Raw genomic sequence first — 12,191 nt, 5'->3', positions numbered from 1 at the left:
CTGACACTGACGTCAGAGGCAAGGTTCTGTGACGCGGATCACAGGGAAGGAGAACGGCATGCGCATCGGCGAGGTGGCGTCACGGGCCGGGGTCAGCGTCCGCTCCGTCCGGTACTACGAGGACCAGGGGCTGCTGACCAGCACCCGCAGCCCGAGCGGCCAGCGCCACTACACGGACGCCGAGGTCGAGCGGGTCAGGTTCCTCCAGCGGCTCTACGCGGCGGGCCTGTCCAGCCGCACCATCGCCGAACTGCTGCCGTGCGTCGACTCGCCCAGCGAGGACCACTCCGACGCCGCCCTGGAGCGCATGGCGCAGGAGCGGGACCGCCTGTCCGCGCACATCGCGGACCTCATGAGCACCCGGGACTCGCTCAACGCCCTGATGGCCGCCGCACAGGAGGACCGGAGGACCCGCTGGGCGCCGGCGGCGCACCGCTGATCCACAGGTTGCCTAACCCAGTTAGGCACACACATAATCTTCTACGGTTGCTGGGCAGGTGACGTGGAGGACGAGTGTGGCGCGGGCGGGACTGACGACGGAGACCCTGGTCAGGGCCGGGGCCGAACTGGCCGACGAGATCGGGTTCGAGCAGGCCACACCGACGGAGCTGGCCCGGCGTCTCGGTGTGCGGACGGCGAGCCTCTACTCGCACGTGCGGAACGCCCACGACCTGAAGACGGGGATCGCGCTGCTCGCCCTCGAGGAACTGGCGGACCGCGCCTCCGAGGCGGTGGCCGGACGGGCGGGCAAGGACGCGCTGACCGCGTTCGCCGACGCGTACCGGGACTACGCGCTCCAGCACCCCGGCCGCTTCGCCGCCGCGCGGTACCGCCTGGACCCCGAGGCGGCGGCGTCCAGTGCCGGCGCGCGGCACGCTCAGCTGTCGCGGGCCGTCCTGCGCGGGTACGACCTGCCCGAGCCCCAGCAGACGCACGCCGTACGCCTGCTGGGCAGCGTCTTCAGCGGGTTCGTCGGCCTGGAGGGCGCCGGCGGCTTCCGGCACAGCGCTCCCGACGCGCAGGAGAGCTGGACGGCGATCCTCGACGCGCTGGACTCCCTGCTGCGCACCTGGCCGGCGCGCTCCTGAGCCGTACCGCCCGCGTCAGCTCCCGCCGGCGGTGAGGGAGAGCGCGTACAGCGCCGTGGCGGTGAAGTCGTCCGCGGGTTCGACGGTCTGCCAGGCGCGGACGTCGTCGGCGTAGGCGGCGCCGTGTCCGTCGAACTCCGACCACGGTGCGCCCTTCGGCGCGTAGGAGCAGGGGCGGGCCCCGCCGAGGGCGTCCCGGTCACCGAGCAGGCGGGCCGCGTTGGGCCCGTTGACGACGGCTCCGCGCAGCACGTCGCCCCGGCCGGTGCGGCTCATGGCCAGGTTGGCGACCTGGTGGTGGAGGCAGTGCGGAAAGAGGTCGCCGGCGCCGACGACGAAGCCGGTGCCCCAGGCGTTGGCCCCGAGGACCCACGCCAGTTGGCGGGCCGCGAAGCCGTCGTACCGGTGGTCGCCGGTGGCGCGGGCGTACAGTTGGGCGGTCGCGATCAGTCCGAACGTGCGCGGTGCGGCGTCGAATTCGCCCGGCTCGACGCCGGATCCGAAGGGGTCCCCGGCGGCGCGCCGCCGACCGGCCTCCACCTGGCGCCGCAGTTCCGCCTTCAGGGCGGCGGCCAGGCCCTCGTCCGGGTCCGCCGAGGAGAGCACGCCGGCATGGGCCAGGGCGCCGACGTCCGCGACCCCCAGGGTGCCGCCCGGCTCCTCGCGCAGCGCCGCGCGGGCCCAGGTGAGCGCCTCGTCGCGCCACTCGTCGCGGCGCGCGTCGTTCAGCGCGCCCGCGGCGCGGGAGAGTTCGACCGCGGCCCACTCCATGTCGTCCCGCCAGGAGTCCTCCTGGTAGTAGTCGCCGGGCACGGTCGTCACCAGCTCGCCGCGCGGGTGGGTGTCGGCGCGCGCGTACACGGCGGCGGCCTTGGCCAGCCAGCCGCGGGCCTGCTCCGGGTCCCGGTCGGCCGCGGTCTGCGCGGCGAGGGCGAAGGCCGCGCTCACGCGCCCGGCGAGGTTGGGGCTGAGGGGCTCCCCGGGCTCGCCGGCGCGGAAGACCGGCCGGTACTTGACCAGGTGGTCGGCGTCGCCCGGCCCGGCGTCGAGCCGGTCGTCCTCCTCGGGCAGCCGCCAGACGTCGTGGTCGCCGCGCGTTCCCCTGCCGCCGGAGCCGAGGCCCACCTGGGCGTAGAGGGTGCCGGACGACGGGTCCCACATGCGGTCCAGCCAGCGCAGGCCGTGCAGGGCCTCGTCGCGCAGTCCGGGCACCGGCGGCGCGTCGCGGACGGTGGTCAGCATCTGGGCGACGACGTAGGACGCCGTGTGCGTGAACTTGAGGAAGTCGCCGGCGTCGAACCAGCCCCCCGAGACGTCCACCGGACCGGCGTCCGCCACGGGGCGCGGTGCGGACTCCGGCCCCTCCCCCGGCACCTCGTGGACCCGGGCCCGCTCATCGGTGAGGTGGGAGGGCTCCCGGCCGGTCGAGTCGGCCAGGACGTCGCGGCCGTCCCGCTGGGTGCGGAAGAAGCGCACCGAGTCCGCGCGCAGCGGGTCGAGCAGCTCCGGTGCCGGGGCGACCCGGAAGCGGACCGGCGGGCCGGTGTCCGCCCCGACCAGGCGCAGCCGGTAGGTGCCGGGGCGGTCGAGGGAGGAGAGGTCGATCGTGCGCACGGCGTCGTACGTCTCGTTCCAGCCGCCGGACGAGGGGCCGAGATCGCCGCGCCGGGCCGTGTGCCCCGCCTCGTCCAGGACCTCGTAGCCGAGGCCGGCCGTCGCGTCCGCGTCCCCCATGACGTACGCGAACTTCTTCCCGCCGGTGGCGTACCCGACCTGGTTGACCCGCAGGGCGGCCGGGGGCGCGGGGTCCCCGCCGCCCGAACAGGCGGTCAGGCAGCAGCCCGCCAGCACCGAGGCGACCGCCAGGGCGACGGCGCGGGCCGGACGGGAGGAGCAGTGGTTCATGCCGGACAGTCTGGTCGACCCCGCCGCGGCGCGTGGGCGGAGGGCCGCAGTCCGGAACCCGGCGGTGGAGCGGGGCCGCGCCCGGTGCGCCGCGGCATCCGCGGCCCCGCTCCTGCGCCGAGCCGGTTACGGCTTGCGGGCCACCGCGCCGTACATCGCGATGTCCTCGTCGCGGATGCCCTGCTCCCCCGCCCCGTCCGGATGCCACTTGTGCACCTGCACGATGCCGGGTTCGACCAGTTCCAGCCCCTCGAAGAACTGGTGCGCCTCGTCGATGGTCCGCAGCCGCATCGGCATGTCGCGGGCCGCGTACTCCCGCGCGACCCGGCCGACCTCGTCGGGGGCGAACTCCGCGGTGCCGATGGTCATCGCCAGGTAGCTGCCCGACGGCAGGGGCTCCAGCAGGCGGCGGACGATACCGACCGCGTCGTCCTCGTCGAGGACGAAGTGCACGATCGCGATCACGGTGAGCGCGACCGGCCTGCCGAGGTCGAGCGTCTTGCGGAACTCGGCGGACTCCAGGACGTCCTCCGGGTGCTGGAAGTCCGCCTCGATGTACGTCGTCCGGCCCTCGGGCGTGCTCGACAGCAGGCCCTGGGAGAGGGTGAGGACGATCGGGTCGTTGTCCACGTAGACGACGCGCGACTCGGGCGCCACCGACTGCGCGATCTCGTGCAGGTTGGGCGAGGTCGGGATGCCGGTGCCGATGTCGAGGAACTGGCGTATGCCCGCCTCCTCCGCGAGCCAGCGCACCGCGCGGTTCATCCAGTCCCGGTTGGCGCGCATGTGCACGGGCAGCGCGGGCCACTCCGCGGCCATCGCGTCGCCCGCCTCCCGGTCGGCCGGGTAGTAGTCCTTGCCTCCCAGGATGTAGTCGTAGATCCGGGCCGAGTGCGCGTGCTCGGTGTCGATCCGGTCGGCCGGCCATCCGCTGTCGGACAACGTTCGCCCCTCTCCATCGGTCGTGCGGTCCAGTGATCCCTCGGTGGAACCTACGTCAACCAACGTGCTCAGTAGAGGAAGTCGGCCTGTCCCGCCTTCACACCGTCCAGGAAGCTCGTCATCTCGTGGGGCGTGAAGACGAGTGCCGGGCCGTCCGGGTCCGAGGACTGGCGCAACGCGATACGCCCGTCGCTCAGCCTCCGCACCTCGACGCAGGCACCGCCCGCGTCGTCGCTCCACGGCTTGGCCCACCCGTGCGGCACCGGTCGCGCGGACGGCGTCGCCAGGTCCGTGCGGTGCTGTGGCTCGTGGTCCATTCACAGCTCCTTGCGTAGCGCGCCGAGGAGTTCCTCGGTGCTGCGGGCCGGCACGGCCTGGGCGCCGAGCCGGTCCAGCGCCTCGCGGTAGACCACCACGTCGTCGCCCTTGTCCAGGTAGACGGCGCCCACGAGGCCGCTGAGATAGACGATGTCGGGGAGTTCGGGGGCCCGGAAGCGGAAGACGTGGAAGGCGCCCGCCCGCATCGCGGGGTGCGGCCCCCCGGCGAACGGCATGATCTGGAGCGTCACGTTGGGCAGCCGGCCCACCTCGATCAGGTGGTCCACCTGCTCCCGCATCACCTCGGAGCCGCCCACGGGCCAGCGCAGAACCGTTTCGTCCATGACGACCCAGAGCCGGGGCGGCGCGGGCCGGGTGAGGATCTCCTGGCGCCGCATGCGCAGTGCGACCCGGCGTTCGGTGGCGTCCGAGGAGGCGTGCGGGTTGCCGGCGCTCAGCAGGGCGCGGGCGTAGGCCGGGGTCTGGAGCAGTCCGTGCACGAACTCGGGCTCGTAGGCGCGGATGTGCAGGGCCGCCTGCTCCAGGCTGAGGTAGGCGGCGAACCAGTCCGGCATCACGTCCCGGTAGGTGTGCCACCAGCCCCGCTTGTTCGCCTCCCGGGCCGACTTCAGGAAGGTGTCGATCTCCTGCTGGTCGCGGACGCCGTAGAACTGGAGCAGCTTCTCCACGTCCGGCAGCCGCAGGCGGGCCACCTTCGCCGCCTCCATGCGCCGGATCGTGGAATGGCTCACCCCGATGGACTCGGCGGCCTGTTCGAAGGACAGACCGGCCCGGGTGCGCAACTCCTCCAGCTGCCTGCCGAGGATCATGCGCAGCACGGAGGGGGCACCGCCCCAATCGGTCTCCGAGGTCACACCAACTCCTTCTTCGCGGCTGCGCGCCCGGCCCCGGATGCGCAGTCTGCCACGGCGGCCTGCGTGCCGGAGGAGCATGCATCCACCCCACTGCAATTTTCAACTTGCCGGTTGCGCAGGGTTGCGACCGGATGACACAGTGGTTGAACCGACCCCATTCGTTCACCTCAACCGGTTCCAGGACCGTCCTGTTGAAGACGCATCCCCCACCCCCTGGGACGATCTCGCATGACAACGTTCTCCTGGTGATCCGTCGGTTGCGCGCGCGTCGGCAGCCCGACCGCGCGTCGATGTGGAGGACCGGTACGCGCCGGCCCGCACGGTTCCTCCAGCTCCCCGCCCGGCCAAAGGACACCCCCCATGGACCTGCAGCACACTCGTGATCCACGTCCGTCCACGGCCTTCGCCCGTGACCGCGCATGCGCATCCGGCCCCCTGCGGCCGCCCCGGCGGCACCTCTCCGGTCCGGCCCCGCTGACCCTGCCCGCCGGACTGCGCACCGGCCTCGGGCACGACGCGGTCGGCACCACACCCGACCACGGCGAGCGCATCCTGGCCTGCCTGCCGCGCGCGGGCTGCGTCTTCGCCGATCAGGACCGCTGGTGGTGGATCGTGCCCGCCGGCTCCGACATCGGGGTCGCGTGGCCGCACAGCGCCCTCTACGTGAGCGGCGACCCCTCCTGGACCCGGACCGGGGGCGACCCCCGCCCCGCCGGTCCGCACCTGGTGCACGGACCCGACGGCGACTCGCCGTACACCGCGCCCATACCGCTCTACTTCCTCGTCTGCCGGCTCACCGGCGTCACGCCGCGCTGGTCCCTGACCCCCTGACGGGCGCGGGCCGCCACCCGCCGCGGCCCGAGTGGAAGCGCGTACAGGATCGTGACCGCGGACCGGGCGTGTCAACATCCGGTATCACAACAGCCCGCTTGCGTACGGCACTTGCGGGTTCGCGGGCTTTGTCCGCTTCACTTCCCGAAGCTGGAGCGCCTTCTTCCGATTCATCTCGTTCAACTTGTTGACATGTGCAGGGAAGGCCTACAACGTTGCAAGTCCCCCACACCAAGGAGGACCGTGTGCTTTCCCCACGCAAGCTGACGGCGTCCCTGGCCGTCGCGGCGTCCATCGGCGCCGTCGCCGTCGTCATAGGGCCGGCCGAACCGGCCTCGGCCGTACCGGACACGATCCCGCTCACCCTCAAGAACGACTCGGGCAGCGGCGAGCAGGTCTACGTGTACGTGATCGGCACCGAACTGGCCTCCGGCAAGCAGGGATACGCCGACGAGAGCGGCGCCTTCCACGCCTGGCCGGCCGGCGGTGCCCCGCCGGTCCCGGCCCCCGACGCGTCGTTCGCCGGTCCCGCAAACGGCGGGTCAAAGACCGTTCAGCTCCCGAAGTTCTCCGGCCGCGTCTACTTCTCCTACGGCAAGAAGCTGGACTTCCGCCTGGCCGAGGGCGGTCTCGTGCAGCCCGCCGTGCAGAACGCGGCCGACCCCAACCACGACACCCTGTTCAACTGGACGGAGTACACGCTCAACGACTCCGGGCTGTGGATCAACTCCACCCAGGTCGACATGTTCTCGGCCCCGTACTCCGTCGGCCTCACCGCCGGCGACGGGTCGGCCAAGCACACCGGGACACTGAAGCCCGGCGGCTACAAGGCCGTGGCCGACGGCCTCACCCAGCAGGGCGGCGGCTGGGAGGGCCTGGTCCAGAACCGCGCCGACGGCACTCCGCTGCGCGTACTGGCCCCCGGTCACGGCATCGGCTCCGGCGACCTGCCCGCCGGGGTGATGGACGACTACATCGACCGCGTCTGGAGCAAGTACGCCTCCGACACGCTGACGGTCACGCCGTTCAAGGAGCAGCCGGACACGAAGTACTTCGGCAAGGTCAACGGCGACCGGATGGACTTCACCGACGGCTCCGGCGCCGTGGTGACCTCCTTCGAGAAGCCGGACTCCGACTCCGTCTTCGGCTGCTACAACAAGCTCGACGCGCCCAACGACCAGGTGCGCGGGCCCATCTCGCGGACACTGTGCGCCGCGTACAACCGGTCGACGCTGCTGACCAACTCCGAGCAGCCGGACGCCGACGCCTCGGGCTTCTACCAGGACGGCGTCACCAACCACTACGCCCGCCTGATCCACGCGCAGATGCAGGACGGCCAGGCGTACGCGTTCGCCTTCGACGACGTCGGCAACCACGAGTCGCTGGTGCACGACGGCGACCCCAAGGACGCCGCGATCACGCTGGAGTCCTTCGGCTGACCGGCCGGCCCCACCCGCGCCCGGACAGCCCCTCCCCGCACCACCATCCCCCCACCCCCGTGCCCGCTCCCGCGTCGTGGGAGCGGGCCCACGAAGGGAGAGACATGAACTCCCCACGTCTGCTCCGCAGCTGCCTGCTCACCACCCTGTCGGTCGGCCTGGTGGCCGCCGCCGCGGTCGCGCCCGCGCACGCGGACCGCCCGGCGGAGACGGCCGCCGCGGCCGTGACGTTCTCCGACACCTTCGACGGACCCGCCGGGTCCGGCGTCGACTCCGCCAAGTGGCAGCTGGAGACCGGCGACAACGTCGACAACCACGAGCGGCAGTACTACACGCCCGGCACCGACAACGCGAAGCTCGACGGCCAGGGCAACCTGGTGATCGAGGCCCGCCGCGAGAACCCGGGCAACTACCAGTGCTGGTACGGGTCGTGCGAGTACACCTCGGCCCGGCTCAACACCTCGGGCAAGTTCACCGCCACCTACGGCCGCGTCGAGGCCCGGATGAAGATCCCGCGCGGGCAGGGCATCTGGCCCGCGTTCTGGATGCTGGGCCAGGACATCGGCCAGGTCGGCTGGCCCAACTCCGGCGAGATCGACATCATGGAGAACGTCGGCTTCGAGCCCTCCACCGTCCACGGCACCCTCCACGGCCCCGGCTACTCCGGCTCGGGCGGCATCGGCGCGGGTTACACCCTGCCGAACGGCGAGGCCTTCGCGGACGCCTTCCACACCTTCGCGGTGGACTGGGCCCCGGACAAGATCACCTGGTCGGTCGACGGCAACGTCTACCAGACGCGCACACCGGCCGACCTGAACGGCAACCAGTGGGTCTTCGACAAGCCGTTCTTCCTCATCCTGAACCTCGCGGTCGGCGGCTACTGGCCCGGTGACCCCGACGGCTCGACCACCTTCCCGCAGCAGCTGGTGGTCGACGAGGTGAAGGTGACCACCAGCGACTGAGGACGCCGTCCCGACGGGTCGGGGCCAGCGTTGAGCGGATCGCCTCGCGCGCACGTAGGGAGTACGGGAGAGGTCTCGTACTCCCTGCGGCCGTGTCGTGCGCGGCCGTACGCCGGACGACCCGAGGAGAGCGCACCGATGAGCACCGCACGCCTGAACGACCGGCTGGCCGCCCGGCAGCCCCTGGTCCTGGGCCTGTTCCGCATCGTCCTGGGCCTGCTGTTCACCAGCGAGGGCGCGGCGACGGTCTTCGGGCTGCTCGACCGGCCGGCCAGTCCCGTGGGCGAGTGGCCGTTCTGGTACGCCGGGGTGATCGAGCTGGTGGCCGGCGCCCTCGTCCTGGTCGGGGCCCTCACGCGGGGCGCCGCGTTCCTCGCGTCGGGAATCATGGCCTTCGCGTACTTCACCGAGCACCAGAAGGAGGGACTCTTCCCGCTGCAGAACGGCGGACTGGCCCCGGCCCTGTTCTGCTGGGGATTCCTGCTGCTGGTCTTCTTCGGGCCGGGCGCCCTGTCACTCGCGGGGCGGGAGCGCCGCCCCGGAACCGTGCCGGGCGCCCCGCGGCGGGTCCGCGGCCGGGTGTCCTGACCGCTTTCCGGCCGTGGTCGTCCGGCTCAGGGCGAGGTGGTCGTGGCCCCGACGGTTCCGGAGGTTTCCTCCTCCGGAACCGTCGGGGGCGGGAAGATCAGGTCTTCGAGCGCGTCGGCGGCGAAGAGGAAGGCCATCATCACGACCGGTAGGAGAAGCGCGAGCAGAATCACAGGACCTCCCGGTAGGTCGGTCTGTGGGCTTCGTGGCCCGGCTACCAGGATGACCCCGAATGGCGGAACGCGCACGGCGGGGCCGTGCGGCCGTCACGGCGGGCGATATTCGAACACACGGACAAAGGGTGAGGACGCACCCCGTCCCGCAGGCACTCCGGGCCCCAGACCTGCACTTCCGGTGATCCTCTGGCCAACCGTTCATGCATATGCAGAACGAATGTGCGGCGCAACCTCTGCCCACGGCATCGCCGTTGGGTACGTATGGAACCTCCGATCGAGATCGACTTCAGCGACGTGGACGGCTGGACCGTCGTGGAGATCCGCGGTGAGGTGGACGTGTACACCGTGCCGTCGATCAAACAGCACATGATCGAGCGGCTCGCGGACGGGCTCCGGCGGTTCGTGATCGACCTGCGCGGTGTGAGCTTCATCGACTCCATGGGGCTGGGCGTCCTGGTCGGCGCCCTCAAGCGCGTCCAGTCGGTCCGCGGCGAGCTGAAACTCGTCATCACCGACCCGCACACGAAGCAGCTCTTCGCGCTGACCGGGCTGCGCCACGTCTTCCCCATCTACGACTCGGTGTACCAGGCGAGACGCACGTCATGACCGGATGCGTCCTTGACGCTGGGCTCCCCCGCCTCCATATTCACCAACACCCCCTCGACAACCCCCACAGAGGTGACCTGTGAGAGGCCTCAGACCCTGGGCCGCCGTCCACGCGGCCACCGCCCTCCTCCTTCTCACCACGGCTCTCACCCCCGGCTTCCCCTCCGCGGCCGCGTCCTCCCCGCCGGAGCGGGCCGCCTTCTCCACCGGCCCCGCCAGGGCGGCGCTGGCCCGCCTCCTCCCCCGTCACGCCTCGCAGTTCTCCCTGGTGCCGGCCGCCCGCCCCGACTCCGGCGACTGGTTCGACGTCTCCGGCCGCCCCGGCCGCGTGCGCGTCCGCGGCACCAGCCCGGCCGTCATCCTCAGCGGCGTGAACTGGTACCTCAAGCACACGGCCGGAGTGGACCTCGGATGGCCGGGCCGCAGTACCGGGAGACTGCCCCGCACGCTGCCCGGGCCGGACGGGACCGTCCACCGGCAGGCGTCGGTGCCGCACCGCTTCGCCCTCAACGACACCGACGACGGGTACTCCGGCGCCTACCGCGACTGGGCGGCCTACGAGAACCAGATCGACCTGCTCGCCCTGCACGGGGTGAACGAGGTCTTGGTCCAGATGGGCGCCGACGCCGTCTACCACGAGACCTTCCAGGAGTTCGGCTACTCCGGGCGGGAGCTGAGGTCCTGGATCCCGGGCCCCGCACACCAGCCGTGGTGGCTGATGCAGAACATGTCCGGCTTCGCCGGCCCGGTCTCCGAACGCCTGCTGCGGGACCGGGCCGATCTGGGCCGCCGGATCGCCGACCGGCTGCGCCAACTCGGGATGACCCCGGTGCTGCCGGGATACTTCGGCACGGTTCCGCCGGGCTTCACCGACCGCAACCCCGCCGGGCCGGTCGTGCCGCAGGGCCAGTGGGTGGGCTTCGACCGGCCCGACTGGCTGGATCCGCGCAGCGAGGTCTTCCGCCGGGTCGCCGCCTCCTTCTACCGCCACCAGCGGCAGCTGTTCGGCGACACGTCGATGTTCAAGATGGATCTGCTGCACGAGGGCGGCAGGCCCGGCGACGTGCCCGTCGCCGACGCCGCGCGAGCCGTGATGGACGCGCTCCAGACCGCCCGCCCGGGCGCCGTCTGGACCCTCATCGGCTGGCAGAACAACCCCCCGGCCGCGATCATCGACGCGGTCGACAGGAGCAGGCTGCTCATCGTCGACGGCCTGTCCGACCGCTACGACGGACTCGACCGGGAAACCACCTGGCACGGCACGCCCTACGCGTTCGGCACCATCCCCAACTTCGGCGGCCACACCACCGTCGGCGCCAACACCGCGGTCTGGGCCGAGCGCTTCGACCGGTGGCGCACCAAGCCCGGCAGCGCGCTCGCGGGCATCGCCTACCTGCCGGAGGGCACCGGCGGCAACCCGGCCGCCTACGAGCTGTTCACCGAGCTGGCCTGGCGGACGGGTCCGCTGGACCAGAGGGCCTGGTTCGCCGCCTACGCCTCCCGCCGCTACGGCGGCCCCGATCCGCACGCGGCCCGCGCCTGGGAGCTGCTGCGCACCGGCCCCTACAGCACGCCCTCCGGCACCTGGAGCGAGTCGCAGGACAGCCTGTTCACCGCCCGGCCCCGGCTGACGGCCACCTCGGCGGCCAGCTGGAGCCCCGGGGCGATGCGCTACGACCCGGACACCGTGCGCCTGGCGCTGGCCGAGTTGCTGAAGGTGGCGCCGGAACTGCGGGCGACCGACGCCTACCGCTTCGACCTGGTGGACGTCGCCCGTCAGGCGCTGGCGAACCGCAGCCGGTCCCTCCTGCCGCGGATCAAGGCCGCCTACGACAGCGCCGACCTACCCCGTTTCCGTGCGCTGGCCGCGGAGTGGAACACCGACCTGGCGCTGCTGGACCGGCTGCTGGCCACCGACACCAGGTTCCTGCTCGGCCCCTGGCTGGAGGACGCCACGTCATGGGGCCGGACGCCCGCCGAGCGGGCCGCGGCCGAGTTCGACGCCCGCTCGATCCTCACCACCTGGGGCCACCGCTCCGGCAGCGACACCGGAGGGCTGCGGGACTACGCCAACCGTGAGTGGTCCGGGCTCGTCCGCGACTTCTACGCGGTGCGGTGGGCGACGTACCTCGACTCGCTCGACACGGCGCTGGCCACCGGCCGGCCGCCCGCCGCCATCGACTGGTTCACGCTGGAGAACGCCTGGAACCAGGAGCGCGACCCCTACCCCGTCCGTCCCTCGGGCGATCCGGTGACCGCGGCCACCGCGGTCCTCGACGCCCTGCCCGGCGCCACCGGCTGACCGTACGGCACGAACAGTCCCGCACCGAGCTTCGAGGGAAGGACCGCGCATGCGCTTCACCGTGCTCACGGAACCGGACGGCAGACGCTCGGCCAGACGTGCGGGTGCCGTCGTGGCCGTGCTGAGCGGTCTGGTCCTGGCCCTGACGACGACCACCGC

General features: G+C 72.2%; 12 protein-coding genes and 1 pseudogene. 8 read left to right on the top strand and 5 right to left on the bottom strand.

The genetic code is table 11. From position 1 onward, the window contains the following. Positions 1 to 58 precede the first annotated feature (58 nt). The gene (locus tag IE108_RS27340) at positions 59 to 439 is read left to right on the top strand and encodes a MerR family transcriptional regulator (protein ID WP_064726038.1); all 381 of its coding nucleotides are present in this window, start codon (positions 59 to 61) and stop codon (positions 437 to 439) included. Positions 440 to 515: 76 nt separating this feature from the next. Next, a complete protein-coding gene (locus IE108_RS27335; RefSeq protein ID WP_064726039.1) occupies positions 516 to 1,088 on the top strand; it encodes a TetR/AcrR family transcriptional regulator in 573 nt (190 codons plus the stop codon). A gap of 15 nt (positions 1,089 to 1,103) precedes the next feature. Here IE108_RS27335 and IE108_RS27330 read toward each other — a convergent pair whose 3' ends face one another. From IE108_RS27330 to IE108_RS27315, 4 genes are all read right to left on the bottom strand, one after another. Further along, positions 1,104 to 2,993, bottom strand: coding sequence for a glycoside hydrolase family 9 protein (locus tag IE108_RS27330; protein ID WP_064726040.1), 1,890 nt, complete (start codon positions 2,991 to 2,993; stop codon positions 1,104 to 1,106). A 126-nt stretch (positions 2,994 to 3,119) separates the two neighbouring features. Next, complete coding sequence (locus IE108_RS27325) at positions 3,120 to 3,935, bottom strand: SAM-dependent methyltransferase (protein ID WP_064726041.1); 816 nt, start codon at positions 3,933 to 3,935, stop codon at positions 3,120 to 3,122. Between the two features lie 68 nt (positions 3,936 to 4,003). Beyond that, entirely contained in the window at positions 4,004 to 4,252 is a 249-nt protein-coding gene (locus IE108_RS27320) for a DUF397 domain-containing protein (protein WP_079163392.1), read from the bottom strand. Next, positions 4,253 to 5,128, bottom strand: coding sequence for a Sco1979 family transcriptional regulator (locus IE108_RS27315; RefSeq protein ID WP_064726042.1), 876 nt, complete (start codon positions 5,126 to 5,128; stop codon positions 4,253 to 4,255). It lies immediately after the preceding gene. A gap of 360 nt (positions 5,129 to 5,488) precedes the next feature. Here IE108_RS27315 and IE108_RS27310 point away from each other — a divergent pair, with 360 nt between their 5' ends. The 4 genes and pseudogenes from IE108_RS27310 to IE108_RS27295 all read left to right on the top strand — a co-directional run bounded on the left by IE108_RS27310 (position 5,489) and on the right by IE108_RS27295 (position 8,948). Further along, positions 5,489 to 5,959, top strand: coding sequence for a hypothetical protein (locus IE108_RS27310; protein WP_064726043.1), 471 nt, complete (start codon positions 5,489 to 5,491; stop codon positions 5,957 to 5,959). 245 nt (positions 5,960 to 6,204) lie between these two features. Then, a complete protein-coding gene (locus IE108_RS27305) occupies positions 6,205 to 7,398 on the top strand; it encodes a glycoside hydrolase family 64 protein (RefSeq protein WP_064726044.1) in 1,194 nt (397 codons plus the stop codon). 104 nt (positions 7,399 to 7,502) lie between these two features. Beyond that, positions 7,503 to 8,357: pseudogene (locus IE108_RS27300) on the top strand (glycoside hydrolase family 16 protein); the annotation flags it as partial. Between the two features lie 141 nt (positions 8,358 to 8,498). Then, the gene (locus IE108_RS27295; RefSeq protein ID WP_064726046.1) at positions 8,499 to 8,948 is read left to right on the top strand and encodes a DoxX family protein; all 450 of its coding nucleotides are present in this window, start codon (positions 8,499 to 8,501) and stop codon (positions 8,946 to 8,948) included. Positions 8,949 to 8,974: 26 nt separating this feature from the next. On the opposite strand, the gene IE108_RS27290 is transcribed toward IE108_RS27295, so the two are convergent. Continuing rightward, the gene (locus IE108_RS27290; RefSeq protein WP_189397777.1) at positions 8,975 to 9,121 is read right to left on the bottom strand and encodes a hypothetical protein; all 147 of its coding nucleotides are present in this window, start codon (positions 9,119 to 9,121) and stop codon (positions 8,975 to 8,977) included. Between the two features lie 264 nt (positions 9,122 to 9,385). Here IE108_RS27290 and IE108_RS27285 point away from each other — a divergent pair, with 264 nt between their 5' ends. Both IE108_RS27285 and IE108_RS27280 read left to right on the top strand, forming a co-directional pair. Continuing rightward, positions 9,386 to 9,730, top strand: coding sequence for an STAS domain-containing protein (locus IE108_RS27285; protein ID WP_064726047.1), 345 nt, complete (start codon positions 9,386 to 9,388; stop codon positions 9,728 to 9,730). Positions 9,731 to 9,809: 79 nt separating this feature from the next. Continuing rightward, on the top strand, positions 9,810 to 12,032 hold the full coding sequence (locus tag IE108_RS27280; protein ID WP_064726048.1) for an alpha-N-acetylglucosaminidase: 2,223 nt from the start codon (positions 9,810 to 9,812) through the stop codon (positions 12,030 to 12,032). Positions 12,033 to 12,191 lie beyond the last annotated feature (159 nt).

This window comes from Streptomyces parvulus (genome assembly GCF_014648855.1).
Lineage (GTDB): Bacteria > Actinomycetota > Actinomycetes > Streptomycetales > Streptomycetaceae > Streptomyces > Streptomyces parvulus.
This window is presented reverse-complemented; position numbering and strand designations above follow the sequence as displayed.

Excerpts from the sequence above, each read along its gene's own strand:
- IE108_RS27320 (WP_079163392.1), bottom strand. The coding sequence starts at position 4,252 with ATGGACCACGAGCCACAGCACCGCACGGACCTGGCGACGCCGTCCGCG.
- IE108_RS27340 (WP_064726038.1), top strand. The coding sequence starts at position 59 with ATGCGCATCGGCGAGGTGGCGTCACGGGCCGGGGTCAGCGTCCGCTCC.
- IE108_RS27310 (WP_064726043.1), top strand. The coding sequence starts at position 5,489 with ATGGACCTGCAGCACACTCGTGATCCACGTCCGTCCACGGCCTTCGCC.
- IE108_RS27285 (WP_064726047.1), top strand. The coding sequence starts at position 9,386 with ATGGAACCTCCGATCGAGATCGACTTCAGCGACGTGGACGGCTGGACC.
- IE108_RS27295 (WP_064726046.1), top strand. The coding sequence starts at position 8,499 with ATGAGCACCGCACGCCTGAACGACCGGCTGGCCGCCCGGCAGCCCCTG.
- IE108_RS27330 (WP_064726040.1), bottom strand. The coding sequence starts at position 2,993 with ATGAACCACTGCTCCTCCCGTCCGGCCCGCGCCGTCGCCCTGGCGGTC.